Annotated in this window: 25 protein-coding genes and 2 pseudogenes; 19 read left to right on the forward strand and 8 right to left on the reverse strand. The window is 69.3% G+C overall.

Features of this window, described 5'->3' with window-relative positions; genetic code table 11:
- Positions 1 to 2 precede the first annotated feature (2 nt).
- Positions 3 to 1,535, forward strand: coding sequence for a sensor histidine kinase (locus BCY76_RS03460; RefSeq protein WP_070159250.1), 1,533 nt, complete (start codon positions 3 to 5; stop codon positions 1,533 to 1,535).
- A gap of 139 nt (positions 1,536 to 1,674) precedes the next feature.
- Here the strand turns inward: BCY76_RS03460 and BCY76_RS03465 are convergent, their stop codons facing one another.
- Positions 1,675 to 1,923 carry a WhiB family transcriptional regulator gene (locus BCY76_RS03465; RefSeq protein WP_070159252.1) on the reverse strand — a complete coding sequence of 83 codons (249 nt, stop codon included), beginning with the start codon at positions 1,921 to 1,923 and terminating at the stop codon, positions 1,675 to 1,677.
- A gap of 565 nt (positions 1,924 to 2,488) precedes the next feature.
- Between BCY76_RS03465 and BCY76_RS03470 the strand changes: the two genes are divergently transcribed.
- Positions 2,489 to 2,944: a hypothetical protein gene (locus BCY76_RS03470; protein WP_085437163.1), complete on the forward strand. Its 456-nt coding sequence runs from the start codon at positions 2,489 to 2,491 to the stop codon at positions 2,942 to 2,944.
- Positions 2,945 to 2,996: 52 nt separating this feature from the next.
- Here BCY76_RS03470 and BCY76_RS03475 read toward each other — a convergent pair whose 3' ends face one another.
- Entirely contained in the window at positions 2,997 to 3,404 is a 408-nt protein-coding gene (locus tag BCY76_RS03475; RefSeq protein WP_083277377.1) for a DUF1844 domain-containing protein, read from the reverse strand.
- Between the two features lie 188 nt (positions 3,405 to 3,592).
- On the opposite strand from BCY76_RS03475, the gene infC reads away from it, so the two are divergent.
- The 5 genes from infC to BCY76_RS03500 all read left to right on the forward strand — a co-directional run bounded on the left by infC (position 3,593) and on the right by BCY76_RS03500 (position 6,731).
- The gene (gene infC / locus BCY76_RS03480; protein WP_237089946.1) at positions 3,593 to 4,237 is read left to right on the forward strand and encodes a translation initiation factor IF-3; all 645 of its coding nucleotides are present in this window, start codon (positions 3,593 to 3,595) and stop codon (positions 4,235 to 4,237) included.
- Between the two features lie 353 nt (positions 4,238 to 4,590).
- Positions 4,591 to 4,785: a 50S ribosomal protein L35 gene (gene rpmI / locus BCY76_RS03485; RefSeq protein ID WP_070159257.1), complete on the forward strand. Its 195-nt coding sequence runs from the start codon at positions 4,591 to 4,593 to the stop codon at positions 4,783 to 4,785.
- 116 nt (positions 4,786 to 4,901) lie between these two features.
- Positions 4,902 to 5,285: a 50S ribosomal protein L20 gene (gene rplT / locus BCY76_RS03490; RefSeq protein WP_070159259.1), complete on the forward strand. Its 384-nt coding sequence runs from the start codon at positions 4,902 to 4,904 to the stop codon at positions 5,283 to 5,285.
- A 142-nt stretch (positions 5,286 to 5,427) separates the two neighbouring features.
- Positions 5,428 to 6,414, forward strand: a complete 987-nt coding sequence (locus BCY76_RS03495; protein WP_085437165.1) for a TrmH family RNA methyltransferase — start codon at positions 5,428 to 5,430, stop codon at positions 6,412 to 6,414.
- The gene (locus tag BCY76_RS03500; RefSeq protein WP_070159262.1) at positions 6,411 to 6,731 is read left to right on the forward strand and encodes an RNHCP domain-containing protein; all 321 of its coding nucleotides are present in this window, start codon (positions 6,411 to 6,413) and stop codon (positions 6,729 to 6,731) included. The genes BCY76_RS03495 and BCY76_RS03500 overlap by 4 nt, the downstream gene beginning before the upstream one ends.
- A 100-nt stretch (positions 6,732 to 6,831) precedes the next feature.
- Here BCY76_RS03500 and BCY76_RS03505 read toward each other — a convergent pair whose 3' ends face one another.
- Positions 6,832 to 7,761 (reverse strand): phytanoyl-CoA dioxygenase family protein, encoded by a 930-nt coding sequence (locus BCY76_RS03505; RefSeq protein ID WP_237089941.1) that lies wholly within the window; start codon positions 7,759 to 7,761, stop codon positions 6,832 to 6,834.
- A 157-nt stretch (positions 7,762 to 7,918) separates the two neighbouring features.
- On the opposite strand from BCY76_RS03505, the gene BCY76_RS03510 reads away from it, so the two are divergent.
- Positions 7,919 to 9,106, forward strand: coding sequence for an amidohydrolase (locus tag BCY76_RS03510; RefSeq protein WP_070159264.1), 1,188 nt, complete (start codon positions 7,919 to 7,921; stop codon positions 9,104 to 9,106).
- 71 nt (positions 9,107 to 9,177) lie between these two features.
- Here BCY76_RS03510 and BCY76_RS03515 read toward each other — a convergent pair.
- Positions 9,178 to 10,745, reverse strand: a pseudogene (locus BCY76_RS03515) (PTS ascorbate transporter subunit IIC).
- 12 nt (positions 10,746 to 10,757) lie between these two features.
- A complete protein-coding gene (locus tag BCY76_RS03520; protein WP_070159266.1) occupies positions 10,758 to 11,549 on the reverse strand; it encodes a PTS sugar transporter subunit IIA in 792 nt (263 codons plus the stop codon).
- Positions 11,550 to 11,606: 57 nt separating this feature from the next.
- On the opposite strand from BCY76_RS03520, the gene BCY76_RS03525 reads away from it, so the two are divergent.
- Positions 11,607 to 11,924, forward strand: a complete 318-nt coding sequence (locus tag BCY76_RS03525; protein WP_083277390.1) for an acylphosphatase — start codon at positions 11,607 to 11,609, stop codon at positions 11,922 to 11,924.
- A gap of 170 nt (positions 11,925 to 12,094) precedes the next feature.
- Here the strand turns inward: BCY76_RS03525 and BCY76_RS03530 are convergent.
- Positions 12,095 to 14,147: pseudogene (locus BCY76_RS03530) on the reverse strand (alpha/beta fold hydrolase); the annotation flags it as partial.
- A 339-nt stretch (positions 14,148 to 14,486) separates the two neighbouring features.
- Here BCY76_RS03530 and BCY76_RS18485 point away from each other — a divergent pair.
- Both BCY76_RS18485 and BCY76_RS03540 read left to right on the forward strand, forming a co-directional pair.
- The gene (locus BCY76_RS18485) at positions 14,487 to 15,380 is read left to right on the forward strand and encodes a hypothetical protein (protein ID WP_201791069.1); all 894 of its coding nucleotides are present in this window, start codon (positions 14,487 to 14,489) and stop codon (positions 15,378 to 15,380) included.
- Positions 15,365 to 15,904 (forward strand): DNA-3-methyladenine glycosylase I, encoded by a 540-nt coding sequence (locus BCY76_RS03540; RefSeq protein WP_201791070.1) that lies wholly within the window; start codon positions 15,365 to 15,367, stop codon positions 15,902 to 15,904. The genes BCY76_RS18485 and BCY76_RS03540 overlap by 16 nt, the downstream gene beginning before the upstream one ends.
- A 58-nt stretch (positions 15,905 to 15,962) precedes the next feature.
- Here BCY76_RS03540 and BCY76_RS03545 read toward each other — a convergent pair whose 3' ends face one another.
- Complete coding sequence (locus BCY76_RS03545) at positions 15,963 to 16,883, reverse strand: cation diffusion facilitator family transporter (protein WP_070159272.1); 921 nt, start codon at positions 16,881 to 16,883, stop codon at positions 15,963 to 15,965.
- A gap of 148 nt (positions 16,884 to 17,031) precedes the next feature.
- Positions 17,032 to 17,571, reverse strand: coding sequence for a hypothetical protein (locus BCY76_RS03550; RefSeq protein ID WP_139827596.1), 540 nt, complete (start codon positions 17,569 to 17,571; stop codon positions 17,032 to 17,034).
- A 170-nt stretch (positions 17,572 to 17,741) separates the two neighbouring features.
- Between BCY76_RS03550 and BCY76_RS03555 the strand changes: the two genes are divergently transcribed.
- The 8 genes from BCY76_RS03555 to BCY76_RS03590 all read left to right on the forward strand — a co-directional run bounded on the left by BCY76_RS03555 (position 17,742) and on the right by BCY76_RS03590 (position 26,519).
- The gene (locus BCY76_RS03555; protein WP_201791071.1) at positions 17,742 to 18,590 is read left to right on the forward strand and encodes a superoxide dismutase family protein; all 849 of its coding nucleotides are present in this window, start codon (positions 17,742 to 17,744) and stop codon (positions 18,588 to 18,590) included.
- A gap of 476 nt (positions 18,591 to 19,066) precedes the next feature.
- Complete coding sequence (locus BCY76_RS03560; protein ID WP_237089942.1) at positions 19,067 to 22,009, forward strand: DUF4040 family protein; 2,943 nt, start codon at positions 19,067 to 19,069, stop codon at positions 22,007 to 22,009.
- Positions 22,006 to 22,539 (forward strand): sodium:proton antiporter, encoded by a 534-nt coding sequence (locus BCY76_RS20220; protein ID WP_070159276.1) that lies wholly within the window; start codon positions 22,006 to 22,008, stop codon positions 22,537 to 22,539. Before BCY76_RS03560 ends, BCY76_RS20220 begins: the two co-directional genes overlap by 4 nt.
- A gap of 115 nt (positions 22,540 to 22,654) precedes the next feature.
- Complete coding sequence (locus BCY76_RS03570) at positions 22,655 to 24,139, forward strand: monovalent cation/H+ antiporter subunit D family protein (RefSeq protein ID WP_237089947.1); 1,485 nt, start codon at positions 22,655 to 22,657, stop codon at positions 24,137 to 24,139.
- On the forward strand, positions 24,136 to 24,576 hold the full coding sequence (locus BCY76_RS03575) for a Na+/H+ antiporter subunit E (protein ID WP_070159278.1): 441 nt from the start codon (positions 24,136 to 24,138) through the stop codon (positions 24,574 to 24,576). Before BCY76_RS03570 ends, BCY76_RS03575 begins: the two co-directional genes overlap by 4 nt.
- Positions 24,573 to 24,839 (forward strand): monovalent cation/H+ antiporter complex subunit F, encoded by a 267-nt coding sequence (locus BCY76_RS03580; RefSeq protein ID WP_083277381.1) that lies wholly within the window; start codon positions 24,573 to 24,575, stop codon positions 24,837 to 24,839. The genes BCY76_RS03575 and BCY76_RS03580 overlap by 4 nt, the downstream gene beginning before the upstream one ends.
- The gene (locus BCY76_RS03585; RefSeq protein ID WP_237089943.1) at positions 24,839 to 25,204 is read left to right on the forward strand and encodes a cation:proton antiporter; all 366 of its coding nucleotides are present in this window, start codon (positions 24,839 to 24,841) and stop codon (positions 25,202 to 25,204) included. Before BCY76_RS03580 ends, BCY76_RS03585 begins: the two co-directional genes overlap by 1 nt.
- A gap of 76 nt (positions 25,205 to 25,280) precedes the next feature.
- The gene (locus BCY76_RS03590) at positions 25,281 to 26,519 is read left to right on the forward strand and encodes a YihY/virulence factor BrkB family protein (protein WP_139827597.1); all 1,239 of its coding nucleotides are present in this window, start codon (positions 25,281 to 25,283) and stop codon (positions 26,517 to 26,519) included.
- The last annotated feature ends 50 nt before the right edge of the window (positions 26,520 to 26,569 follow it).

Consider the following 26,569-nt stretch of genomic DNA (forward strand, 5'->3'; position numbering starts at 1 on the left):
CCGTGGCCGTCTTCGAGGATCCGCTCATCGACCACCCGCACCTGCATGACGGGGATGCCGACTGGCTGCATGCGCTGGTCGCGGACTGGCAGATGCTCTCTGACCTGGCGTTCTCCGACCTGGTCCTGTGGTTTCCTCACACCGTGGAGGGATTCGTCTCCGCGGAGGACAGGTCCTTCATCGCGCTGGCCCAGGCGCGCCCCTCCACGACACAGACGGTGGTGCACCGTGACGTCGTCGGGGACAGGATCCGTGCGGACCTCAAACCCATGGTGGAACGGGCCTGGCGCTATCAGGTGGAGACGAACTCCTCGGATGAGGGCCGGCCCGCCCCGGCCCGGATGCGGGTCACCGCGATCCCGCTGATCCGCGGGGGTCGCACCCTGGCGGTGATGACCCTGCACTTCTCGGTCACCGCCCTGCGCACCCCGTCCCGGCTGGAGCTGACCTACCGGCGCTGCGCCGCCGATCTGCTGGTCATGGTGGGCCAGGGGCGGTGGCCGGAGACCCACGTGGAGTTCAGCGCCTACGGCGGCGCCCCGAGGGTGGGGGACGGGCTGCTGCGCCTGGACGTCGAGGGCAAGATCGCCTTCGCCAGCCCCAACGCCGTCTCCGCGCTGTCCCGGCTGGGAGTGGCGGACTCGCTGGAGGGCCGCTCCCTGGCCGGGATCGGGGCGGAGCTCGAACGCTCCACCGGTGGTGTGGTGGATGAGACCCGGCCGCTGCTGCTGACGGGTCGCCGGGCGATGCGTGCTGAGCTCGAGGCCCACGGGGCCGCGGTGACGCTGCGGTCCATCCCGCTGTACAAGGACGGCGAGCGGTTCGCCGCCCTGGTGCTGTGCCGAGACGTCACCGAGCTGCGGCGCCGTGATCGCCAGCTGATGAGCAAGGATGCGACCATCAAGGAGATCCACCACCGGGTGAAGAACAATCTCCAGACGGTCTCGGCGCTGCTGCGGATGCAGTCGCGGCGCATGGACTCGGAGGAGGGCCGGGCCGGGCTGCGTCGGGCGATGCGTCGCGTGGAGACCATCGCGATGGTCCACGACTCCCTGTCGAAGGGGCTGGAGGAGAGCGTCGACGTCGATGAGCTGATGCGCCGGCAGCTGAGGCTCGCCGCGGAGATGGCCCAGTCCGAGCGCAGGGTGGAGACGCACCTGGAGGGGAGCTTCGGCCAGCTGCCGCCGGACATGGTGACTCCGCTGGCGCTGGTCATCACCGAAGTGGTGGCCAATGCCGTGGAGCATGGTTTCGGCCCGGATCCGACCCGGCGCAGCCTGACCGTACGCATGGTGGTGAGTCGCTCAGCGGACGCGGCCGGCCGGGAGCGGCTGGAGCTGGAGATCGTCGACGACGGCGTCGGGCTGCCGGAGACGGACTGGGAGCCGGGCCTGGGCCTGCAGATCGTCAGGACGCTGGTGCGGGGAGAGCTCTCCGGGGTGATCGACTGGGACCACGGTGAGGGACCCGACGGCGAACCGGTCGGCACACGTGCGGTGCTGAAGGCGCCGATCCTGGGCCCGCAGCACCACTGATCCGTCCTGGGCGCTGCGGTGTGCAGCGACAGACGTACGACAGGCGAACGACAGACGAAGGGGCGGGACTGCTCCGAGAGGAGAGTCCCGCCCCGTCGTCCGTGGTGGGCTGCTGCGGCGTCCTGTCCGGACGCGGGCCTCAGGAGGCCCGGCGCGCGCGTGCGGCGCGACGCTTCAGCGCTCGGCGCTCGTCCTCGCTCATGCCGCCCCAGACGCCGGCGTCCTGGCCGGTCTCCAGCGCCCACTGCAGGCAGGTGTCCATCACGGGGCACCGGCGGCACACGCTCTTGGCCTCCTCGATCTGGAGCAGGGCGGGGCCGGTGTTGCCCACGGGGAAGAAGAGCTCGGGGTCCTTGTCCAGGCACGCTGCTCGGCTGCGCCAATCCATGGGAATCACTACTCCTTGCGTCCGGTGGTGGGACGCTGTTGCTCGGGTGGGGTGCTGCGGCAGTTCCTCGACCCGGGGCCCAGGGGTAGGCCTCGGGGAGTCCGTGCCGCCTCCGGAAGGCAGAAGCTTCAGTTGTCGGTGCGGGACCTGACCGTAGGGCGCAGTCGCGCAGGCAGAGTCAGAGGACTGCCAGCCCGGAGAAGTACGTGTTCAAGGCTGACACGTTAACAGGATGCAAACAAGACTTCGCAGGGCAGAAATACGCCCGAAACGCTGTGGCATTGCTCACAGCAGAAAGTGTGATCCGGCGGGCGCAGAGAGGTCGCCTCGGCGGCCTCCCGGGCTGACCTGGGGCGACTTGCGTGTGCCCCGCGTGCGGTCCTCAAGGGGCGTCACAGTCTGGTGGACGGCCCTGGGCCCCCGAGCATCGGCAGGGTTGCCGGAGAGGTCGGACGTCGGGTGCGGCCATGTCGGCGGTCCGGCAGCGCGGGCGGACTGGACGGAATGCCGCCGGAGGGACTCCCCGGCCGGGCGCTCATAGGGCCCGGGTGGTTCAATGGTGGGCATGCCCGAGAAGGACTCTCCCCAGCCGGACTTCAACGCCCCGCAGGGGCCCCGACGCTTCACCCAGGCCAGGCCGCGGCCGTGGCCGGTGTGGCTGATCTTCCTGATCCTGCTGATGCAGGGGCTCGCCGTGGGCTTCAGCTCCGTGGCGCAGTTCGTCGCCTCGGAGCCTGAGCAGCTCGACACTGTCGGCTACATCGCGATGCTGGTGCTCTATCTGCTGCTGGCGGCAGTGCTGATCCTGCTGGGCTTCCGGCTGTTCATGGGGGCGCCCGGTGCCCGCACTCCGGCGATGGTCCTGCAGCTGATGATCGTGGTGCTCTCGTTCAGCTTCTTCGCCTCGGGGGTGTGGCAGGTCGGTGCGCTGTTCCTCGTCCCGGCCGCCGTGGCCCTGGTGCTGGCCTTCGTGGGGCCGACTCAGGCATGGCTCGCCGCCGGAGACGGCGCTCCCTCCTGAGTCGGCCCTCGGGCCGGGTGGGCGCTGCGCTGGGACGGTCAGCGGCGTCGGGTTAGTTGACCGGACCGGTCCACTTCTCGCCGGGGCCCTTGCCCGGTGCGTCCGGCACGAGCGACTCCTCGCGGAAGGCCAGCTGCAGCGAGCGGAGGCCGTCGCGCAGCGGCGCGGCGTGGGTGGAGCCGACCTCCGGGGCGGCCGCCGTGACCAGGCCGGCCAGGGCGGTGATGAGCTTGCGTGCCTCGTCCAGGTCCTTCAGCGCCTCGGCCTCCGGGTCGTCGGCGAGGCCGGTCTTGACGGCGGCCGCACTCATCAGGTGCACGGCCACGGTGTTGATCAGCTCCACGGCCGGGACTTCGGCGATGTCCCGGGCCTGCTGGTCCACGGCCTGCTTGATCCCCTCGACGTCGGGCCCCTCGGAGGAGGGGGTGGCGTCGGGACGGTTGTTCTGGTCACTCTGCATGCTGGTAAGCTTGTCACATGTCTCGGTAGGCGCGCGATGCGCGCCCTGAGCGCCGAAGCGGGCGTCATCTCGCACCCCGCCATCGGGGTTCCACACCGACGACGCCCACTCGCCATCGTCATCAAACAGGAGTTGGACAGATCAGCGAACCACGCATCAACGAACGGATCCGAGTTCCGGAGGTCCGCCTGGTCGGCCCGCAGGGGGAGCAGGTCGGCATCGTCAGGATCGAGGACGCCCAGCGGCTGGCCTCCGAGGCCGGTCTGGACCTGGTCGAGGTCGCGCCCCGCGCGAAGCCTCCCGTCTGCAAGCTGATGGACTTCGGCAAGTGGAAGTACGAGGCCGCTGTCAAGGCTCGTGAATCCCGGAAGAACCAGACCACGACCACGCTCAAAGAGGTCCGGTTTCGTCTCAAGATCGACGACCACGACTATGAGACCAAGGTCAGCCGCGCCCGAGGATTCCTCTCCGCCGGTGACAAGGTCAAGGCCATGATCCAGTTCCGCGGTCGTGAGCAGCAGCGCCCGGAGATGGGTGTCCGACTGCTCCAGCGGTTCGCGGAGGACGTGGGGGACCTGGGCTCGGTCGAGTCCTCCCCGCGTCAGGACGGGCGTCACATGGTGATGGTCGTCGGACCGCTGAAGACCAAGGCAGAGGTCAAGAAGCAGGAGGCCGCCGAAGCAGCGGCCGAGGCCGCAGAGGCGGAGCCCAAGGGCACCCCCTCGAAGCGTGCCCGCAAGAACCAGGAGCGGGTCTCCACGGAGAAGAAGGACGTCAAGCCGCTGTCCAACTCCATGGCTGACTACCTCCCGGACGAGCTGAAGAACCTCTAGATCTCTGCGGTCCGCCGCAGAAGATCATCACAGAGGCCCTCCGTCGGATCTGCGACGGAGGGCCTCTGCATGCCCAACATGCCTTCCGGTGCCGCATGGCGTAGAATGGCTCTTCGGGTTCACGGCAGGATGTGCCTGCGCGTCACGCGTCAACATCCTGTCGTTCCTATGACAAGGGGGCCGAGGCCCGCGACACCCTCGTCCACGGCGTCCTTCGCCGGGACTTCGGAGACGCGACGCCGGTCGGCCCCACCTCTGCGCCGCTGCCCGGCCGGGGCCTCGGATACGTTCCGGGGTCGACGGACGGGCCTCGTAGGCGTTGCAGGTCCGCACGATGTAAGGAGAACGGCACCATGCCGAAGATGAAGACCCACTCCGGGGCCAAGAAGCGATTCAAGCTGACCGGCTCCGGCAAGATCAAGCGCCAGCAGGCCAACCGTCGCCACTACCTGGAGCACAAGTCTTCCCGCCTGACGCGTCGTCTGGCCGGTGACCGCATTGTCACCAAGGCCGACGAGAAGCGCATCAAGCGGATGCTGGGCATCTGAGCGTCCTGCGACCTCGATCCCGATGACCGGGCCTCTGGGCGGCGTGGCATGCCGATGAGCATGCCGCCTCCCGGGCCTATGAACACCAGAAGACTCACTGCACTAGGAGATTTCACGTGGCACGAGTGAAGAGGGCCGTCAACGCCCACAAGAAGCGCCGCAAGGTCCTCGACCGGGCCTCCGGCTACCGCGGTCAGCGTTCCCGCCTCTACCGGAAGGCCAAGGAGCAGCTGCTGCACAGCTACACCTACAACTACCAGCACCGCAAGAAGCGCAAGGGCGACTTCCGCCGCCTGTGGATCCAGCGCATCAACGCTGCGTCCCGCGCCCACGGTCTGACCTACAACCGCTTCATCCAGGGCCTGAAGGCCGCTGAGGTGGAGGTCGACCGTCGCATGCTGGCTGAGCTCGCCGTCTCCGACGCCAAGGCTTTCGAGACCCTGGTGGACGTGGCGCGCAAGGCTCTGCCGCAGGACGTCAACGCCAAGAAGGCCGCCTGAGCCTGATCGGCTGAGACCAGCTGTGGACGGCGCCCGCCCCTGGACACCAGGGGCGGGCGCCGTCGTCATGTCCGCGCAGGGAGCTCTGACGGATCGGCGACGTCGGGGCCGCTGCGGCCACCGGTGAGGAAGAATGAGGACCATGACTGATCCTGCAGTGCTGAACAACCCCCATGCGGACCGCGTGAAGAAGGTGGCCTCGCTGGCGACCCGGGCGGGCCGGCGTCGTCAGCGGCTCTTCCTCGCCGAAGGTCCTCAGCCTGTGCGGGAGGCGCTGACCCTGTGGCTGCGCCGCTGGGAGGGCGTCCCCGACGGCGCGGCGCGTCACCCGGCTTCCGCCGTCAAGGGCCTGCCGGAGCTGGACGCGCTCTTCTTCGACGCCGAGGCGCTGAGCGCCCATCCGGATCTCCAGGCGCTGCTGGACCAGGCCCGGGGTGTTCTCTTCGACCCGCAGGCCGCCCTTCCGCGGCCGGCGCGGTTCTTCCTGCGCGAGGCCACTGCGGAGGTCCTGGCAGCCATGGGAGACGCCGAGACCTCTCAGGGAGTGCTGGCCGTGTGCCGCATCCCGCAGACGGGGGCGAGCGACGGCGGGGCCGATCCGCTGGAGTCCCTGCTCGGCGGGCCCGAGAGCTCAGGAGCGCCGGCTGGGTTGGTCGCAGGCCTGCTCGGAGTCCAGGACCCGGGCAATGCCGGCACCATCATCCGCACCGCCGACGCCGCCGGTGCGTTCGCCGTCGTGCTCACGCCGGGCAGCGTGGATCCCTGGGCGCCGAAGGTGGTCCGCTCCGCTGCGGGCTCGCATTTCCACCTCCCGCTGCTCACCGGGACGGACCCGCAGCGGCTGGTGGCCATCGCCAGGAGCGCGGGGCTGCAGGTGCTGGCCGCCGACGGCGGAGGAGAGGTCCCGCTGCCGGAGATGGAGGATCTCGGATCCCCGACGCTGTGGCTGCTGGGCAATGAGGCCCACGGGCTCAGCTCCGAGCAGCGTGGGCTCGCCGATCGTCGGGTCTCCATCCCGCTCTACGGGCAGGCAGAGTCGCTGAACGTCGCCACCGCGGCCACCGTGTGCCTCTACGCCTCAGCCATGGCGCGCGCTGAGGCCGGAGGTGCCGTGGGGGAGACTCCATGAGCTACGCGCCCGGCGGTCGAGAGGTGGAGAACACCGGATTCGTCTGCGGGCACTGCGGCCGGGAGGTCAGCCGACATTCCGGGGGCAGCTACCGCAACCACTGCCCGTTCTGCCTGCATTCACGGCATGTGGACGTCGTGCCGGGGGACCGGTCTGCCGACTGCGGGGCCGTGATGGCGCCGGTCGGCGTCGACCACTCCGGGAAGAAGGGCTTCATCCTCATCCACCGGTGCACCGCCTGTGGGGTCACGGACCGGAATCGGCTGGCCCCGGATGATGACATGGACGCGGTCATCGCCCTGCAGCGACCCCGCTGAGTGGCGCCTGCGAGTCCATGGGCCTGGCGTCGTGGCGACGTCAGCACAGCGATGGCCCCACCGCGGGCGCGATGGGGCCATCACCCGTCCCGAGGGCCGGTCAGCGGGTCCCGGGGAGGGGTTCTGAGTACTCAGCCGATCGGGGTGACGTCGCGGCTTCCGAGGAACTCGGGTCGTGGCGCCGGGGCGGCGAACGGCTCTGCCGGAGCGTTCTCCACCGAGTTGTAGACGATGAACACGTTGGACCGCGGGTACGGGGTGACGTTGCCGTTGGAGGCGTGCATGCAGTTCGAGTCGAACATGATGCTCCGCCGGCCGGACCCTCCAGCACATCGATGCCGAAACGGTCGGCGAACTCCGTCAGCGTCTCCGGGTCGGGCACACCGGCGCCCTGCATGACCAGAGACTGCTTGAAGTTGTCCTCCGGCGTGGTGCCCACCGCGCTGATGTAGTGCTTGTGGGATCCGGGCATGATCATCAGCGGGCCGTTGAAGGAGTAGTTGTCGGTCAGGGAGATCGAGATGCTCACCGCCCGCGGGGTCGGCATCCCGTCTTCGGCATGCCAGGTCTCGAAGTCCGAGTGCCAGGTGAAGTCCTTGCCCACGAATCCGGGCTTGTAGTTGATCCGGCTCTGGTGGATGTACACCTGGGAGCCCAGGATCTGCTCGGCCCTCCGCACGATCCGCGGATCGTGGGCGATCCTCCGGAACACCTCGTTGCTGCGGTGGATGTCGAAGATCGACCGGACCTCCTGGGACGTGGCCTCGACGACGGTGCGTTCGTCGGACTTGACCTCCGGGTCGTCGGCCAGGCGGGCGAGCTCGTCGCGGAAGAGCGTCAGCTCCTCGTCGCTGATGAGCTTCTCCATGGTCAGGTAGCCCTTCTCGTCGAAGCCGCGCAGTGTGGCGGCGTCCATCGGGCCCTGGTCGGCGGTGCCCTGCACCACCGGGTCCTGGCGGGGGATCACCCGGGGCGCGTCGCCCTGGCGGGTGGGGTACTGGTCCGTCACGTCGTGGACGGTGGTCGTCATGCGAAGACCTCCTTCATCGTGGGACGTTCCGTAGGGGCCGCCTCCTGTCAGAGGGGCGGCCGGTGCGGCGCCTGCCGATGGGGCAGCTACGGCGCCGCCACCTACGGACCCTAACAGCTCAGTTCCTCGCTGCAACCGTCGATGCTAGAGTTCCCTTATGGTTGCAGAGAGAAACTATGTCATCGACAATGCCCACCTCGTGCCGGTCACCTCCGCGCCGGTCGAGGGTCGGATCGTGGTCACCGAGGGTCGGATCGCCGCGCTCGGTGCTGAGGCTGAGATCCCCGCAGGCCATGAGGTCATCGACGCCGCCGGCCGCTGGGTGCTGCCCGGTCTCGTGGACGCCCACGTCCACCTCGGCGTGCATGAGGAGGGCGAAGGGTGGGCCGGCGCCGACGTCAACGAGACCACCGACCCGGTCACCGCCGCGGCCCGTGCCCTGGACGCCATCAACCCCACCGAGGTCGGCTTCGACGACGCCCTGGCCGGTGGGATCACCAGCGTCAACGTCAACCCCGGATCGGCCAACCCCATCGGAGGCCTCGCTGTGGCCATCAAGACCCACGGGCGTATCGTCGATGAGATGGTGCTGCGGTCGCCGTCCGGGCTCAAGGCCGCCCTCGGCGAGAACCCCAAGCGGGTGTACGGCGAGCAGAAGAAGACGCCCAACACCCGCCTGGGTGTCGCGATGACCATGCGCAAGGCGTTCACCGAGGCCCGGCGGTGGGCGGAGAAGCCCCAGGGTGAGCGCGACGCCGACCTCATCTCAGAGGCTCTGGTGAAGGTCCTGGACCGCGAGATCCCGTGGCGGCAGCACTGCCACCGCGCCGATGACATCGCCACGGCCATCCGGCTGGCCGACGAGTTCGGCTATGAGCTCGTGCTGGACCACGGGACCGAGTCCTACAAGATCGCCGATGTCATCGCCGCCCGCGGCATCCCGGTGCTCTACGGGCCGATGATCGTCTCCCGGAGCAAGGTCGAGGTGCGGGACCGCACGGCGGCGGCCCCGCGCATCCTCTCGGAGGCCGGTGTCAAGGTCTCCCTGATCACCGACCACCCGGTGGTGCCCATCGACTTTCTGATGCACCAGGCAGCGCTGGCTGTCCGCGAAGGGATGGACCCCGCCGAGGCGCTGAAGGCGGTCACCATCAACCCGGCGGAGGTGATCGGCGCCGCCGAGCGCATCGGCTCCCTCGAGGTCGGCAAGGACGCCGATGTGGTCCTCTGGTCCGGCGACCCGCTGGACACCCGGCACCGGGTGCTGCGCACCTGGATCGACGGCCGGGAGGTCTATAGCTACGACGAGCAGACCCGGACGGGCACGGTGCTGGAACGCTGGTGAGCGGCGGGCGGGCCGTCGGGCAGATCGGACGTCACGGGGCACCGGCCGACGTCACCCGCCCGCCGTCGTGCTCACGGGCGCGGCGGCGGCGCCGGGGCCCCACGCGGCGGAGCGATCTTCGGCGGTGGCGCGGCAGATGCCCCTGAGTCGGTCGTCGCTGTGTCGGCGTCGGCCGAGGAGTCTGTCTCGCCGTCCAGGGCTGTACCCGGTCGGCTGCGATGCGGGGAGGGGTCCCAGCCGACGTCGACGACCTTCTTCTGGACGAGGATCGCCGAGCCCAGCACCAGCAGGCCCAGGGCGGAGACCACGACCAGCCCGCCCACCGAGCCGATCGAGGCGCCGAAGCCGATGAGGATCCCGAACCAGCCGAAGTCGGTGTCGCCGAAGGTGGTGTTCGCCTCGCCGAAGTCACCGAGCACCAGCAGCAGCCCGGCCGGCAGGAACGTGATCAGCAGCCCGTTGACGAAGCCTCCGGCGGCCGCACCCCGACGTCCGCCGGTCGCATTGCCGTAGACCCCGGCGCGCCGCCGGTGAAGAAGTGCGGCACCAGCCCGGGGAGGATCAGGGCCAGGCCGAAGGCAGGGTTCAGCCACAGCGAGAGCACAGCCAGCCCGAGCAGCCCACCCGTGAAGCTGGAGAGGAAGCCCACCAGCACCGCGTTCTGCGCGTAGGGGAAGACGATGGGAGCGTCCAGCGCCGGGATCGCGCCCGGCACCAGCTTGGCCGCGATGCCCTGGAACGCCGGCACGATCTCGCCCAGGATGGTGCGCACCCCGAAGAGGATCACCGCCACCGCGATCCCGAACTGCAGCCCCTGCGTGACCGCCTGCATCAGGAAGTTGCCCAGGTTCTCCGCCCCGCCGTCGAAGGCCTCGTACGCGGACTCGCCCTCGCGGGCCACGGAGATCGCGGCGACGACCACATACATCAGCACCATGGACAGTGCCGTGGCCACCATCGAGTCGCGGAGGAAGCGCAGCGACTCCGGCAGCTTCAGCTCCTCGGTGGAGCGGCTGGACCGCCCGCCCACCAGCCGGCCGACCGCTCCGGCGGCTACATAGCCGGCGGTGCCGAAGTGCCCGATGGCGATGGAGTCGTCCCCCGTGATGCGGCGAGTCCAGGGGTGTGCCAAGGCGGGCAGGGAGACCATCAGGATGCCCAGGAGCGCACCGCCGACGATGACGGTGACGGCGCCGGAGTACCCGCCGGTGGCCAGCACGATGGTCAGCAGGGTGGCCATGAACAGGATGTGATGACCGGTCAGGAACACATAGCGCAGCGGGGTGAACCGAGCCAGCACCAGGGAGACGGCGAAGCCGAGGATCATCAACCAGGCCACCTGCGCACCATGGAGCTCCTGAGCGATGCCGACGATCGCCTCATTGGTGGGGACGACGCCGTGAGCACCTGTGGCATCTTGGATCATGACCCCCAGCGGGTCCAGGGAGGCGACCACCAGTGTGGCTCCGGCGCCGATGAGCAGGAAGCCGAGAGTGGCCTTCAGCGCCCCGCCGATGACCTGCCCGGCGGAGCGGCGCAGCGCCACCAGCCCCACGCCGGTGATGATGCCGATGAGGAACGCGGGCACGCTGAGGATCTCGTTGACGAGGAACTGGGCGGCGGTGATCAGAAGATCCATGCGGGGTCCTTATCAGATGTCGTAGAGGTCGCGCAGGGCGGCGTCGAGCTCGCCGGTGCTGGTGAAGTTCTCCACGACACGGACGGGCACGCCGACGTCGCCGAGCGTCTTCGCGATCTCCCCGGAGGTGAGGATCGCCGCCGCCTCGGACGCCCGTCCCCGGGCGGAGATCGTGTCGGTGGCCTCGACGGTCACATGCCGGGACCAGCCCCAGGTGTCCAGCACCTGCTCGAGGGTGTTCTTGAGGAACAGGGAGGTGCCCAGTCCGTTGCCGCACACGGTGAGGATGAGATGCTGGTCCTCGGCCTCTGCGGCCGTGTCCGGGGTGTTGCGGTGGTGCCGTTCTCCGGAGGCCTTTCCGCCGTCGAGCACGTGGAGGACCTCCTGCGCGGATCCTGCCAGGTCGAGCGCCTCCCGCGTCGAAGGCTCGGCCAGTCTGCGGGCCAGCTGCGCCATGGCCCGAGTATGGGCCGAGGAGTCCACGGCGGCCAGGGCCACGACCAGCGAGACCGGGTCGTGGGAGTCATGTCCGAAGGGCACCGGCGTGGCCAGCCGCAGCCAGGCCAGCCCGGTGCGGGCCACGCCGTTGGTGGGGCGGGCGTGGGGGAGGGCGAAGCCGGGGGCCACCACGATGTAGGGGCCCTTCTCCTCGACCGTGGTGATCATGGCCCGGGTGTAGTCGGCGTCGGCGACTCCCTGGGCCTCCAGCAGAGTTCCGGCGGTGCGGACGGCCTCCCGCCAGTCGGCGACCTCGGCGTCGAGGCGGATGCCCTCAGGGCTCAGCAGCTCAGACAGCGATGACATGTGCGGCACATTACCACCGGGGTGGTGGTCCGCGGGACGGCCTGGTTCACTGGTGACATGGCAGACCACCAGACTCCTCGGAGCCGATGCACCACCGGTCGGATGCTGCGCGTGACCGGCCGGGTCCAGGGAGTGTTCTTTCGGGCCTCCGCCCAGGCGGAGGCCGAGGACCTCAGCCTCACCGGCTGGGTGCGCAACACGGAGGACGGCGCGGTCGAGATCGTCGTCGGAGGCCAGGGCCCTGCCGTGGACGCCCTGATCCGCTGGTGCCACCACGGGCCGAAGAACGCTCGCGTGGACCAGGTGGAGGAACGGGCGGCCACCGCTGACGAGCTGGCAGCCCTCCCGGACTCCGGGTTCGAGATCCGCCGCTGAGGGGACGGGGCTCCGCGCCGGCCCGTCAGCCTGCCCCGGCCCGTCAGTCTGCCCCGGCCCGTCAGGCTGATCGGGGCAGTCTCAGGTCAGCTGGAGGCCGCGTGCGGCAGGGCGTCGTCCTCGGGTGCTGACTCCCTGCTCCGCGCCTCGGCGCCCGACGGCGGCGGAGTCAGCCCGAGCTGGACGGGCAGCGCCCGTTCGTCGCCCAGGACGTGTTCGGCCAGGAAGCTGAGCACCACCTCGTACCAGATCTTCGCGTGGTGCGGAGTGAGGATCCAGTGGTTCTCCTGCGGGTAGTAGAGGAACCGGTGGACGGTGCTGCCGTCGGCGTCGGCCGGGAGCCCGGAGCGCTCCAGCAGCTCGTACCACAGCCGCAGGCCCTCGCCGATGGGCACGCGGTAGTCCTTGTCCCCGTGGATCACGAGCATCGGGGTGACGATCTCCTCCACGAAGCGGTGCGGCGAGTGTTTCTCCTCCATGGCGGCGTCGATCTGCCGGCGCCAGAAGAAGGACGCATCCGTGGTGGGTCCGAACTGGTCGAGTGCCCACAGGGAGGCGTGGGTGACGATCGCGGAGAACCGATCGGTGTGCCCGGCCACCCAGTTGGCCATGTATCCGCCGAAGGACCCGCCCATGGCGGCGGTGCGGGTCTCGTCGACGTCCTCTCGGGCCTCGGCGGCGTCGGTGATGCTCATCAGGTCCGTGAAGGGCTTGTCTCCCCAGGAGTTCCAGCCTCGCTGGACGAACTCCTGGCCGTAGCCCGTGGACAGGGCCGGGTCAGGGAGCAGGACGCCGTAGCCCTGGGCGACCATGAGCCAGGGGTTCCACCGCCAGGACCAGGCGTTCCAGGAGTTCAAGGGGCCTCCGTGGATCCACAGCAGCAGCGGGGCGGGAGCCTCGGCGTCGGCGCCCTCCGGGAGGGCCAGCCAGGCGCGCAGTCGCACGCCGTCGGCAGCGGTGGTCTCCACCTCGGTGAGTCGACCGGGAAGCTCCGGACGCGGCACCGGGTTCTTCAGCCGGTTCACGGCGCCGTCGGTGAGAGCCACCCGGACCGCTTCGGGCGGGAAGGCGCAGCTGGCGCGCACGCCATAGACGGCGGATCCGTCAGGGGCGACGACGGCGGTCGAATAGGTGGCATCGTCGTGGGTCAGCTGGGTGACGCGACCGTCGGCGACGTCCACGCGGAACAGCGGGCCGCGCCCGTCCGCGTCCGCTCCGGCGATGAATCCGGATCCGTCCGGCAGCCAGTCGAAGGGAGCCAGCCCGAGGTCGGCGTGCCCGGTGGGGCTGAGTTCGCCGGTCTCCAGGTCCATCAGGTGCAGGCGGGGCACGGGTGCCCGGGAGGGCACCGGGCGCCGGGTCATGGTCACCACGGCGGTGCGTCCGTCAGGGCTGATGGGTCCCGGGGTGTGATCATGCTCCACGTCGTCGGCGATGATGCGGCGCTCTCCGCTGGCCAGGTCCACCAGGGCCAGGGCGGTGCGACGGTCCGCGCGAGCCTCCGGGACGTGCACAGAGATCAGCGCCCAGGTGCCGTCGGGACTGAGCGTGACCTCCTCACCGTAGAGGGAGCCGAGGCCCTCGGTGACGTGGCGCAGCCGACGGGGGAGCTCGTCTCCGGTGCGAGGGCGCGAGGCCGTCGGCGTCTGCTCCTCGTCCACGGTGAAGAGTGCGGGCCGTGCCGGGCCCAGGTCGTGGTCCCAGTGGCGGACCGGATAGGAGGTGTGGAGGATCGCGTTGACCGAGGCGTCCTCGCGGGCTGCGTGCAGGGCGGCGTGCTGGTCCTCATCTGCTGCGCCGGTCAACAGCGGTGCGGTGACGACGACGACGTCGGCCGCCGGGAGCGCAGTGCACGCGGCTCACGCCGCCGGGACGCCGGTTGACCAGGGCGGCCTCGCCGCCAGAGGCCGGGAGGCGCCACAGCGCCGTGTCCGAGGAGTCGCCCTCCTCGCTGGGGCGGGCGGAGGTGAACCAGAGGTCTCCGGAGGCCGAGAACGCTGGGCCTGCCTCGCCCCGGGCGCTGCGGGTCAGCCGCCGGGCGTCGCGCTCGCCGAGGGGGTCGATCTCCCAGAGCGCATTGACGTAGCCCGTGCCCTTCTCATCGAGCGTGGTCACCGTGGTGACCAGGCGGCGGCCGTCGGGGCTCATGGTCAGACCCTGAAGCCGGGGGAGGGCTACGTAGCGGTCGAGGTCGTGGAAGTCTTCTTCTGCGGCGTCGGTCATGGGAACTTTGTATCACCGGAACGCCGCCAGAATGTTGTGTGACGCAACCGATGGTGGGTGAGTCGGCGGGCCGGCCGCCCCGCGGCGGCCCTCTGCGCCGGAGGTCGGGCGCAGCTGTGACATCAGGACGGGGAGATCCGGCGACGGCACGAACCGGCCACATCAAGGAGGAGTTGCGATGACGCACCATGCCAACGGCTCACCGGCCCATCCGCTGTGCCTGCGCCGATTCACCGAACGGCCCGCGGCGATGGCCGACTTCCTGGAGCTGCTCGGGATGACGCCGCAGAGGCCCTCCCGGGAGGCGACGCCGGCATCCTCAGGGCCGCTGCCGGCCGCGTGGCCCTCCATCAGCTGGCCCCGGATCGTCCGGCCGTCACCGGGGCCGTGCACGGAGAGACCCATCTGGTCTTCCTGGCCGAAGACGCGCGTCACACCGCGGCCCGACTCCAGGAGGATGGGCTGCGCAGTCTGTGGTGGGAGCACGCGGAGCGACGCCACGCCGGGGTCACCGGGCCGTCCGGGGAGGGCGTCTGGTTCCACGAGGAGCCTGATCTCTGCACCGCGGGACCGCCGGTGGGCGCGGTGGACGGTCTGACCGTGGTGGCGGTGCGCAGCTCTGAGGACCCGGGTGCGGATGTCGCATTCTTCTCGCATCTGGGCTACGAGCCGATTCCGGGCCAGGAGGCCGAGGGGTGGGTGCCGTTGGCCGTGCCGGAGGCTCCGAGCGGGATGATCGGTCTTCACGCTCCCGGCGGAGACAAGCCGGGACCGGCGGTCGAACCGCCTCCGGGCGGACACAATCCGGCCGGACTCAACGCCCCGGTGCTGCTGGGTTTCCAGACCCCTGAGGAGCTCGACGCACTGGCTGCACGTCTCGAGGCCGCCGGCCACCCCGTCCATCGAGCGGAGGGCCCGGTCTCCGCCTTGGTGGTGCAGGACCTGACGGGCGCCGTCTGGAGATCCACCCGGCCTGAGGCCAGGGAGATGTCCCCGGTCTGGGCTACTGTGCGGACATGGCACACCAGCGACAGGCAGCACAGCAGCAGGCAGCACAGCGACAGGCAGCACAGCAGCGCGATCTCAGGCGGTCCGCGGAGGATCATCTCGATGCCGACAGAGTCCCGGGAGAGAGCACCGTGGCGGGGGCTGGCTCAGGGGAGGGCGACGAAGGGCTGGCCATCGGTGAGGACGGGCTGGCCCGCACCGCCTGGGCGATGGGCAGCGAGATGATGCGGCAGTACTACGACACCGAATGGGGCATGCCGGTGCGGGACGAGCGGGGGCTCTTCGAACGGCTGAGTCTGGAGGGATTCCAGTCGGGTCTCTCCTGGGCGACCATCCTCGCCAAACGGGAGAACTTCCGCCGAGCCTTCGCGGATTTCGAGCCGGACGTCGTCGCCGCCTTCGACGAGTCCGACGTCGAGCGTCTGGTGCAGGACGCCGGCATCATCCGGCACCGGGGCAAGATCACCGCGACCATCGGCAACGCCCGCGCCACGGTGGCGCTGCGGGCCGAGGGAGGGCTGCCCGAGGTCATCTGGTCCCACCGGCCCGAGGCCACCCCGGTGCCGCGGAGCATGGCGGAGGTCCCGTCGCGCTCGCCGGAGTCGGAGGCGCTGGCGGCGCGGCTGCGCGCGGCCGGGTTCCGGTTCGTGGGACCGACCACCATGTTCGCGCTCATGGAAGCCGTCGGCATCGTGGACACCCACGTGGTCGGGTCTCATCGCCGGGGGTCCTCGGGCGTCTGGTCCTGAGGCCGAGGCGCCGAGGTCGCGCCCGCTGGACCAGGTGCGGCGGGCGATGCGGGCGAGCTCAGCGGTGTCGGTGCCTCTCCCGGGCGGCCACCGCTGCCGTCTCGATCTGGAAGGTGGAATGCTCCAGGCTCACGGGGAAGTGCTCCGCCACGCAGGTGCGCAGGTGTTCGAGGATCTCCGGGGCGTGGCCGTCGCGGAAGCAGCTGTCATCGACCACCACATGGCCGGTGATCACTGGGAGTCCGGAGGCCACGGTGGACGCGTGGAGGTCGTGGACCTCCCGCACATGCGGCTGGGTGAGCATGTGCTCGCGCACCTCCTCCAGGTCGATGCCGCGAGGTGTGAACTCCAGCAGGATGCGCACCGCCTCCCGCAGCAGCAGCGCGGCTCGCGGCAGGATCAGCGCGGCGATGGCCAGGGCGGCCACTGCGTCGGCCTGGTGCCAGCCGGTCAGTGCGATGACGACGGCGGCCACCATCACCCCCAGCGATCCCAGTCCGTCGGCGGCGACCTCCAGGAAGGCCGCGCGCATGTTCAGGCTGCTGCGGCGTCCCGCGCGGAGCACCAGCAGGGAGATGACATTGCCGACGAGTCCGACAGCGCCGAAGATCAGCAGTTCGAGGGGCGGAATGGTCGGGGCCGCGCTGAGACGAGCCACGCCCTCCACGGCGGCATAGACCCCGATGCCCAGCAGCAGCAGCGCTTGGACGACGGCGGCCAGCACCTCGACGCGTCGCAGGCCCCACGTGCGGGTCGAGGTGGGGGCGCGGCCCATCAGCACGGCGGCGAGCAGGGCCACCAGGAGTCCGATCGAATCGGTGAGCGAATGGACCGCGTCCGTCAGCAGCGCCAAGGAGCCGGTGAGCCAGGCGCCGGCGAACTGGGCGATGACCACGACGCCGGTGATGCCGCACACCACCGCCAGGCTCCCACGGTGGGTGGACGCCTCGGCATGGCTGTGTCCATGGTGGGAGCCCATCGGCGCCGTCCTCCTGTGCCTTCTGCTGGCTGTTCGCTGTGTCGAGCGGGATCCCAGCATAAGGAGAGGCGGACCGAGACGCCCAAGCTGCGACTGCCTCTGAGAGGCATTCCCAGCAGCGGAGCCTCCTTGCCGGTGCATGCGGCCGTCAGCGGCCGACGAACCACCGATTCGAGGAGGGCAGCCACAGCAGCGCCACCATCGCGGCGATGATCACCAGGTCCCAGCGCATGCCCATGGCGAGCACCGACGGGTACGCCCAGCTGCGCAGCAGCGCCTCCAGGACGGAGACCGCCAACAGGATCGTGAGCAGGAATCGGACCCATTCCAGGCGCTCCGGGATCTTCAGCACCAGAGCGACCTGGAGGATCCCCAGTACCAGGGACACCATGATGACCACCAGGCCGACGAGCCCCGGCACCAGGCCCGCGACCTGCGAGATCGTGTGGAGACCCGTCAGGTAGATCAGGAACCCCGGGACCAGGAACACCAGGGTCAAAAGAGTCATGGCCAGCATGCCCACATAGGCGATGCGGGGCACCAGCGGCATGTGGTCCACGCGCAGCACGGCGTGCAGGGCACGGCGGGGGACGAGGTCACCGACGCTGTGCGGCCAGGAGGGCGGCAGACGGTAGGACCGGGGCGGCAGGCCGGGCCGGTCGACAGAGAAGGTGTGCTGTGTGCTCATGACAGCACCATCATAGCCGTGGATCCCCGTCATGGCGGGGATCCACGGGGTGTCGCAGTGGTCGAGGACCCTGCGTGCGCCGTGCCCGATCCGGGGCTGATGCGCCGTGAGTGTCATCGTGTGGGGGACCTGCTTGCCAGGAGCAGATGTCGACCCCCTATCATGTCATCATGAGTGACCGGATGATCCCTGACGTGACGTACCCCCTCGACGGCGGCCTGCGTGCCGCATCGCCTCGTGTGCTGGTGGGGCTGGCCCTGAGCCTGGGGCTGGCACTCACCGCCTGCGGCGGCGAGGAATCGCCCGGCGCGGACCAGGACGCCGCAGGCCAGGACGCCGCGGATCAGGATCCTGCCGACGCGTCGACCGACGATGGAGAGCAGTCCGGCGAGCATGAGACCTCTGCGGAACCCTTCGCCTCCGCCGATCTGGCCGACGCTGTGGGCAATGAGGTCGGCGAGGTGACGTTCAGCGAGGTCGACGCGGGAGTCCTGGTGGAGGTGCAGGTGCAGGACCTGGAGTCCGGATTCCGCGGCTTCCACATCCACGAGCACGGTGCCTGCGAACCGCAGTCCACGAACGACGACGGCGACATCGGCGATTTCCTCTCCGCGGGTGGTCACCTGCCCGGGGAGGGCGAGGAGGACCACGGTCTGGTCGAGGGCGAAGAGGCGCCGGAGACCGACGACGCCGAGGGAGCCGAGGAGGCCGAGGCGCCGGACGGGGATCCGCAGGACGCTGAGGATGTCCAGGCCGGTGCCGATCACCCGGGACATGCCGGGGACCTGCCGAACCTCCTCGTGGCCCAGGACGGCACCGCCCGGATGAGCGTCGTCACGGACCGGCTGGACCCTGAGCTGCTCCTGGAGGGGGACGGCACGGCGGTCATCATCCACGCCGGTGCCGACAACCATGCCAACATTCCGGAGCGCTACGCCCCGCAGGGGCCGGATGAGGAGACCCGCGGCGCCGGAGATGCCGGTGAGCGGAGCGCCTGCGGCGTCGTCGAGGGATCGTGAGCACGGTCCTCCTGTGACCTCTGCCATAGGCCCCCGCCCATGTCAGAGGGGCAGGCGGGACGGCCTGTGGTCGCCCTCACCCGCGTCATGCCGGGCATGGCCGGCCGACCTCGATGGGTCTCGCAGGCCGGGACGGCCCGTGCGGGGAATTGCTCGGGCTCTGCCGCGCTCGATATAGTCGCCTTCGGTGTGCCGGGAAGACTGGTCGGCGAAGAGCAGAATCTGTGTGCAGAGCGCGTGGTCTGGGACGAGTGGGTGCAGAACCGGTTCGTCACCCGTGCCGGTCCTGCCCACGGACGCTCCCGCACGATGATGACGCCTGGACCGCTGGCGACATGTTCCCCGCACCGACAGGAGGCTCGCACCATGCACCTGCCCCTCTGCACGCCACCCTCCTGCGCACCTCAGGCCCCCTGCGGGTCTGTCGCTGAGCGCAGGCCGGGGCGGATCCGGGCGGTGGGCTGCTGATGACGGTCATGGTGCTGCTGTTCCTCTCGCTGGTCCTCGTGCCGGTCTCCGCGGCCGTGCATCGTGTCCTGGGCCGCGACACCGGGTGGTTCGCCGCTGCCGCTCTCATCGGCCTCGGCGCCGCGGCGCTGCCATGGATCGGTCCGATCGTCGAGGGAGAGGTCCTCGAGGAACACCTGCCGTGGATCCCCACCGTCGACGTCGGGATCTCCCTGCGGCTGGATGGCCTCGGCATGGTCTTCCTGCTGCTGGTGCTGTTCATCGGGGCGCTGGTCATGGCCTACAGTGCCCGGTACTTCTCAGCCCAGAAACGCACCAATGACTACTACATCTGGATGCTGCTGTTCGTCTTTGCGATGAGCGGCATGGTCATGGCTGATGACCTCATCCTGCTGTTCGTCTTCTGGGAGTTCACCACTCTCTGCTCGTTCTTCCTCATCAACCGGTCCGGGGACAAGGCTCCTGCACCGGCGCAGCGGACGCTGCTGATCACCATGGCCGGTGGGCTGGGCCTGCTCACCGCGGTGCTGCTGACCATCGTGGCCACCGGCACCACGCGGATCTCCGAGGCCCTGCAGCATGAGGTCTGGCAGCAGGACGGCGTGTTCACCTCGGTCGTGGCGGTGCTGGTGGTCCTCGCAGCGTTCACCAAATCTGCGCAGTTCCCGTTCCACCTGTGGCTCCCGGACGCCATGGTGGCACCCGCCCCGGTGTCCGCCTACCTGCATGCCGCGGCGATGGTGAAGGCCGGCATCTACCTGCTGCTGCGGTTCTCCCCGGCGTTCGAGGGAGTGGTCATCTGGCAGACCCTGCTCATCGTCTGCGGACTCATCACCGCGCTCATCGGTGCTCTGTTCGCCATGCAGCGGCACGACATCAAAGAGATCATGGCCTACTCCACGGTCAGCCAGCTGGGCTTCCTGGTCACCGTGATCGGCGTCGGGACCCCGACGGCGCTGGCGGCTGCGACGATCCACGTGATCGCCCATGCCCTGTTCAAGTCCTCGCTGTTCATGATGGTGGGCATCATCGAGCATGAGGCGCACTCGCGGGACATCCGCAAGCTCAACGGCCTGCATCGGACGATGCGCGTCTCCGGGGTCATCACGCTGATCGCCTGCCTGTCCATGGCGGGCATCCCGCCGCTGATGGGCTTCGTCTCCAAGGAACACCTGCTGGCCGGCTTCCTCTCCGCCGAGTTCGGCGCCGGTCTCACGTGGCTGATCACCGGGCTGATGGTGCTCGCGGCCGTCGGCACCTTCGCCTACTGCGGTCGCATCGTCCTGGGCTCGTTCACCTCCTACACCGGCGCCGGCCGTCAGGACGAGGTGCTGGAGCCCATGCGGCCCGAGGCCAGCCACGAGGCTCCGCTGTCGTTCTACCTGCCAGCCCTGCTTCCGGCGGCCGCCGGCCTGATGCTGGGCTTCACGCCGCAGATCTTCGACGGGCTGGTCAGCGCGGCCGCTTCGGCGGCCTCCACGGTGGAGTATGAGGCGCACTTCCTCCTCTGGCATGGGTTCACCGTGGACCTGGCCCTCTCGGCCACGGTCATGGTGGTCGGCGTCGTGCTGGTGCTCTCCAGGACCAGGGTGGACTCACTCATCCCGCGCACCATCCTGCCCTTCACCGGGGTGCAGGTCGTTGAGCGGCTGCGCACCGGCTCCATCGCCTTCGGGCGTCGGGTCGGAGACATCACCCGCACCGATGTGCATGGCCTGCACCTGACCGTGCCCGGCATCCTGCTGGGCGGCATCTTCGTCGCCGGCATCCTGGCCGCCCCGTTCGTGGGAGAGCTGACCCCCGGGCACACGCGGATGACCGACTGGGTGCTGATCGGTCTGCTGGTCGCCTTCCTCATCGGCTCCGTCGTCGCCCAGAGCCGCACCGCGGCCGTGGTGCTGGTCGGCGGTGCCGGCTTCGTGGTGGCCGCCTGGTACTTCCTGCTCGGCGCCATCGACGTCGGCATGACGCAGCTGCTGGTGGAGATCCTCACCGTGGTGGTGCTGGTGCTGGTGATGCGCAAACTCCCCAAGCGCTTCCACGAGGTCTCCCGCACCCGCACCGTGGTCTCGGCCGCCGTCGCCATCGCCTTCGGTGTGATGGCCTTCATCGCAGCCTTCGCTCTGACGGGCCGCCGCGGCCAGTCCCCGGTGGCGGAGTGGTACCTGGAGAACACCTACGAGGAGGCCCAGGCCACCAATATCATCAACTCGATCCTGGTGGACTTCCGCGCCCTGGACACGTTCGGCGAGCTGACGGTGCTCGGCGTCGCCGGGTTCGCGATCCTGGCACTGCTGAACTCCGCGTTCTCCACCTCGGACAACGCCCCAGCGGCCTCCCGGCTGTGGGTCGGCACCCCGATCTCGAACGCCGAGGACAACACCACGGCGATGCGCATGGTGTTCAACTGGATGGCGCCGTTCATCATCCTGCTCTCGGTGGTGCTGCTGGTCCGCGGCCACTACGAGTCCGGCGGCGGGTTCATCGCCGCGCTCGTCGCCGGCGGCTTCTTCGCCCTGCGGTACCTGGTGGCGCCGTCGGACTCCGCGGTCAAGCTGCGCTTCGACTACGCGATGGTCATCGTCGGGGGCATCATGACCGGCGCGGCGGTGGGCCTGCTCGGCTTCCTGGAGGGCTCCTACCTGCGGCCGATCATGTGGGACATTCCGCTGCCCTGGGGCGGGGAGTTCACCTTCACCACGGCGCTGATCTTCGACGTCGGCATCTACCTCGCCGTCATCGGTGCGGTCCTGGTGGCGCTGGATCGGCTCGGCCAGGCCCAGCGCTACCCGGCCGAGCTCCTGCGGGCCCACCGCAAGGCCTTCGGCACACCGGAGGGCCAGCCGCACAACTCGGAACATCGCTACGTGGACCCCGGAGATGTGCCCCTCGAGGTGGATCCGACGGCCGGAGAGGATACGACGAGCATGCAGGAGGTGAGCGACCGATGAGCATCGCCATCGCCATCGGGGTCCTGACGGCAGCGGCCGTCTACCTCTTCATGCAGCGCGGCATGGTCAGGATCGTGCTGGGCTTCGTGCTGGCCTCGCATGCGGCGAACCTGCTGCTGTTCTCCGCCGGCAACGTCGCCTACCGCGGTGTGCCCTACATCGGCTCCGGTGAGGTGGGGGAGCAGGCCGACCCGCTGCCCCAGGCCTTCGTGCTGACCGCGATCGTCATCGCCTTCTCCATCACCATGTTCATGGTGACCCTGGCGATCACCACCACCACCGACGACGACACCGAGAACGAGGAGGAGTCGCCGATCATGGTGCTCACCGGCGGCACCGGCGACATCAACGACGCCGGCATGATGCGCCACGACGTCGAGTGCACCGGTGCCGCGGGCGCGGGCACGGGCGGGGCACACGCCAGCCCGCTGAGCCCGGTCCACGACTTCGAGGGCCCGGAGGATCTCCCTGACGCGCTCCCCGGGCACGGCAACGGCGCCCCTGAGCGCGGAGACGGAGGTCCCCGATGAGCGAGACTCTGGCCCCGCTGCTGCCCCTGCTGGTCGGCATCCCGCTGTTCCTGGGCGCCTAGGTGCGCTGTTCCGGCAGAACAAGCTGGTCCGCCACATCATCAGCCTCGGAACTCTGGCCGCCCTCTTCGCCTTCTCGATCCTGCTGGTCGTGGTCACCCATGACGGCACGGTCATCGCCCACCAGGTGGGGCTGTGGGACTACGGGGTCTCCATCCCCTTCGTGGTCGACGCGCTCTCCGCCCTGGTGCTGATGATCATCTCCATCCTCGGCATCGCCTCGGTGCTGTTCGCGATGGCCACCCACGAGGCTCGCGCCCGGTTCTATCACCCCTTCGTCCTGGTCCTGATGGCCGGTGTCTCCGGGGCGCTGATGACCGGCGACATCTTCAACCTGTTCGTCTTCATCGAGGTCATGCTGCTGCCCTCCTACGGGCTGCTCTCCATGATGGGGGCGAAGCTCGGGGCGCACGGGGCCCGCATCTACGTCTCGGTGAACCTGATGGCCTCCACGCTGCTGCTGGCAGGGGTCGGGCTGGTCTATGCGACCGCCGGCACGGTCAACCTGGCTGAGCTGCACGGTGCGGCCGTGGACGACCCCGCGGTGGCGGTCGGCGGCGGCGTAGTGCTGACCGCGATCGCCATCAAGGCCGCCGTGGTGCCGGTGCACGGCTGGCTGACCCGCACCTACACGTTGACCTCTCCGGCGGTCACCGCGCTGTTCTCCGGCATCCACACCAAGGTCGCCATCTACGCGATCTACCGGATCTACTCGCTGCTCTTCGACGGCGACCAGCGCTTCCTGTGGGTGGCGCTGCTCATCACGAGCCTCACCATGCTCATCGGTGTGCTGGGCGCGATCGGGGAGAAGACGACACGCTCGATCCTGGTGTTCCACATGATCAGCCAGATCGGCTACATCCTCATCGGCGTGGGGCTGTTCACCATGCTGGGGCTGACCGCGGCGATCTTCTACCTGCTGCACCACATGATCGTGAAGGCCTCGCTGTTCCTCTCCACCGGGGCGATCGAGGAGACCTACGGCACCGGGGAGATCGACAAGCTCGGCGGTATGCTCAAGCGGGAGCCGCTGGTGGCGATCACCTTCATGGTCGCCGCACTGTCCCTGGCGGGCCTGCCGCCGTTCTCCGGGTTCGTCGCGAAGTTCACCATCATCCAGGGGACGCTGGAGCAGTCGCACTACTGGGTGGCGGCCACCGCCGTCGTGGTCTCCGTGTTCACGCTGCTCTCCATGCTGAAGATCTGGACCGGGGTGTTCATGGGCTCCGAGCCGGAGAACCTGGAGAAGCGCGCTCTCATCCACCAGCAGCGCACCCATGGGAGGCGATACCTGCGGGTGGAGGCCCAGGCGGAGACGCCGACGCTGAGCATCGGGCCGCCGACGACCACCACCACGAAGGTCCTGGCCGGTGAGCGTGCGGTGAAGATCCCGCCGAAGCTCATCATCCCGGGAGCCCTGCTGGCCGCGGTCACGCTGTTCTTCGGGCTGGGCGCGGAGCTGCTGATGAGTCTCTCGGCCACGGCGGCGGAGAACCTGTTGAACCCGATCGAGTACGTCAGGGCGGTGAGCGGCGCATGAGCATCCAGAGACTCTCCCGGCAGCCCTGGCCGCTGCGCATCCTGAGCTTCCTGCTCTGGTACGCCAAGGAATTTCTCCTGGCGAACCTCAAGGTCACCGCAGACGTGCTGCGTCCGCGCCGCAGGATGCGGATGACCCCGGCGATCGTCGCCGTGCCTGCCGCATCCCGCACCGACACCGAGTGGACGCTCATCTCGACGCTGATCACGCTGACGCCCGGCACGCTGACCATCACCCTGTCCAAGGAGCACGGCATCCTCTACGTGCACGGCATGTTCGTGGAGACCCGCGAATCGCTGGTCACCGAGATCCAGGAGATGGAGGACCGTCTGCTGCATGCGACCCGTCGCGACGTCGGCGACCTGACCCGTCCGCTGGAGGCACCTGTGGTGACCCCGGTGGACGTTGACGAGAACGAGGCAGGTGATCCGCTGTGATCACGGAGATCACTCTGGAGCTGGCCCTCGTCCTGCTCGGCGTGGCCATGCTCATCGCAGGCGTCCGCGGGTTCCTGGGGCCCCGCACCTCGGACCGCGCGGTCGCCTCGGACCTCATCTTCTTCGCGATGATCGGCTTCATCGCGCTCATCGGGCTGAGGATCGACATCGAGGCCCTGTTCGACATCATCCTCATCGCCACGCTGCTGGGCTTCATGGCCGCCATCTCCATGGCACGACTCGGATCGGGGGGACAGCGCTGATGGATCTGCACATCCTCGACATGAGCGCCCACGTGGTGGGACTGGTGCTGGTCTTCCTCGGGATCTTCATCATCATGGTCTCGGCGATCAGCCTCTTCAAGCTCCCGGACCTGTACCTGCGGGCCTCGGGTGTGGGCACGTCCGCAGGCATGGGAGTGGCGACCATCGTGGTCGGCGCACTGCTGATCGACTTCTCCTGGCTGAACCTCGTCAAGGCGCTCATCGCGGTCATCGCGCAGCTGCTGACCTCAGCGGTGGGATCCATGGCCATCGCCCGGTCCGGCTACCTCAACAACTCGTTGCCGGCGGCCATCACGCACATCGATGAGCTGCGCCTGACGCGGCGGGACGCCACCGCTGACTGACTCCTCGAGCAGATGTACGATCAGGAACTCGGCATCACCCGCTGACCTGGGGCGTCTTTGCCGCTAGTGTGGCCCCATGAGCACGGAGTCGCAGCAGGACACCCGGACCTCCGATGACGGCCTGCCCCCGCACCGCGTGCGGCGGACGCAGGAGGAACCCTCCGACGTCGCGGACGAGCAGGCCACCTATGAGGACGGCGCACGGCCCGGCACGGTGGCGGCGGCCGCGGATCAGCCGCATCGTGTCAAGGACCTCCAGCGTCTGGAGTTCGCCGAGTCCGACGACGTCCCGGTCAGGCCTCGCGCCCCGTGGCGGCTGACGGGGTCCACCTGGCGGTACAGCCTGAGACGGACCCTGTCCGAGTTCGGGCGCGACCAGTGCACCGATCTGGCCGCCGGACTGACCTACTATGCGGTGCTCTCGCTGTTCCCGGCGCTGATCGCCTTCGTCTCGCTGCTCTCGCTGATCGGAGAGGCCCAGCGCACGCAGGACTTCATCCTGGGCACGCTCGACGAGCTCGTGGAGGACGAGTTCATGGAGACGGTGGAGAACATCGTCGGCGTGGTGACCTCGGCGCCCGGGGCGGGGCTGGGTCTGGCGGTCGGCATCCTGGTGGCGATGTGGACAGCGTCGAACTACGTCAATGCCTTCTCCCGCGCCATGAACCGCATCCACCAGGTGGAGGAGGGCCGCTCCATGCTGCAGCTGCGGCCGATCCTGTATTCGGTCACGGTGGGACTGATCGTCCTGGTCGCACTCTCGGCGGTGATGCTGGTGGTCTCGGGGCCGCTGGCGGAGGCGATCGGCAGCACCGTGGGTCTGGGGGAGACGGCCGTAGTGGTCTGGGACTATGCCACCTACCCGGCGCTGCTGCTGGTTGCGGCGGCCTGCATCGGCCTGCTCTACTACGCCACGCCGAACATCCGGCAGCCTGGCCCGCTGTGGATCGCGCCGGGCGCCGTCGTCGCCATCCTGGTGATGGTGCTGGCCACCATGGGTGTCGGCTTCTACATCGGGAACTTCGCGAACTACGAGGCCACCTACGGAGCGCTGGCCGGGATCATCATCTTCCTGTTCTGGATCTACATCATGAACGTGGTGCTCCTCCTCGGCGCTGAACTCGACTCTGAGCTGGAGCGCGGACGGCAGCTGCAGGCCGGCATCGAGGCGGAACGGACGCTGATGCTCTCGCCTCGGGCAGTGAAGGCCGCCGAGAAGGCCGCGGCCAAGCATGAACGCATGGTGGCCCAGGGGCAGGCGCTGCGGATGAGCGGAGGGCAGACCTCGGACCCGGACGAGGTCTGGCGACGGTGACCAGATCGTGACCTGCGTCATGGCTGATGGTGCAGTCCTGAAACACTTGT

It is taken from the genome of Nesterenkonia sp. PF2B19 (assembly GCF_001758425.2).
GTDB lineage: Bacteria > Actinomycetota > Actinomycetes > Actinomycetales > Micrococcaceae > Nesterenkonia > Nesterenkonia aethiopica.

Coding starts and splice junctions, on each gene's coding strand:
- BCY76_RS03575 (WP_070159278.1), top strand. CDS start 24,136: ATGAGCATCCAGAGACTCTCCCGGCAGCCCTGGCCGCTGCGCATCCTG.
- BCY76_RS03510 (WP_070159264.1), top strand. CDS start 7,919: ATGGTTGCAGAGAGAAACTATGTCATCGACAATGCCCACCTCGTGCCG.
- BCY76_RS03520 (WP_070159266.1), bottom strand. CDS start 11,549: ATGTCATCGCTGTCTGAGCTGCTGAGCCCTGAGGGCATCCGCCTCGAC.
- BCY76_RS03525 (WP_083277390.1), top strand. CDS start 11,607: ATGGCAGACCACCAGACTCCTCGGAGCCGATGCACCACCGGTCGGATG.
- BCY76_RS03550 (WP_139827596.1), bottom strand. CDS start 17,571: ATGAGCACACAGCACACCTTCTCTGTCGACCGGCCCGGCCTGCCGCCC.
- BCY76_RS03555 (WP_201791071.1), top strand. CDS start 17,742: ATGAGTGACCGGATGATCCCTGACGTGACGTACCCCCTCGACGGCGGC.
- BCY76_RS03470 (WP_085437163.1), top strand. CDS start 2,489: ATGCCCGAGAAGGACTCTCCCCAGCCGGACTTCAACGCCCCGCAGGGG.
- BCY76_RS03465 (WP_070159252.1), bottom strand. CDS start 1,923: ATGGATTGGCGCAGCCGAGCAGCGTGCCTGGACAAGGACCCCGAGCTC.
- BCY76_RS03545 (WP_070159272.1), bottom strand. CDS start 16,883: ATGGGCTCCCACCATGGACACAGCCATGCCGAGGCGTCCACCCACCGT.
- BCY76_RS03590 (WP_139827597.1), top strand. CDS start 25,281: ATGAGCACGGAGTCGCAGCAGGACACCCGGACCTCCGATGACGGCCTG.
- BCY76_RS03500 (WP_070159262.1), top strand. CDS start 6,411: ATGAGCTACGCGCCCGGCGGTCGAGAGGTGGAGAACACCGGATTCGTC.
- BCY76_RS03540 (WP_201791070.1), top strand. CDS start 15,365: ATGGGCAGCGAGATGATGCGGCAGTACTACGACACCGAATGGGGCATG.
- BCY76_RS20220 (WP_070159276.1), top strand. CDS start 22,006: ATGAGCATCGCCATCGCCATCGGGGTCCTGACGGCAGCGGCCGTCTAC.
- BCY76_RS03475 (WP_083277377.1), bottom strand. CDS start 3,404: ATGCAGAGTGACCAGAACAACCGTCCCGACGCCACCCCCTCCTCCGAG.
- rpmI (WP_070159257.1), top strand. CDS start 4,591: ATGCCGAAGATGAAGACCCACTCCGGGGCCAAGAAGCGATTCAAGCTG.
- BCY76_RS03495 (WP_085437165.1), top strand. CDS start 5,428: ATGACTGATCCTGCAGTGCTGAACAACCCCCATGCGGACCGCGTGAAG.
- BCY76_RS03505 (WP_237089941.1), bottom strand. CDS start 7,761: ATGACGACCACCGTCCACGACGTGACGGACCAGTACCCCACCCGCCAG.
- BCY76_RS03560 (WP_237089942.1), top strand. CDS start 19,067: ATGGTGCTGCTGTTCCTCTCGCTGGTCCTCGTGCCGGTCTCCGCGGCC.
- BCY76_RS03585 (WP_237089943.1), top strand. CDS start 24,839: ATGGATCTGCACATCCTCGACATGAGCGCCCACGTGGTGGGACTGGTG.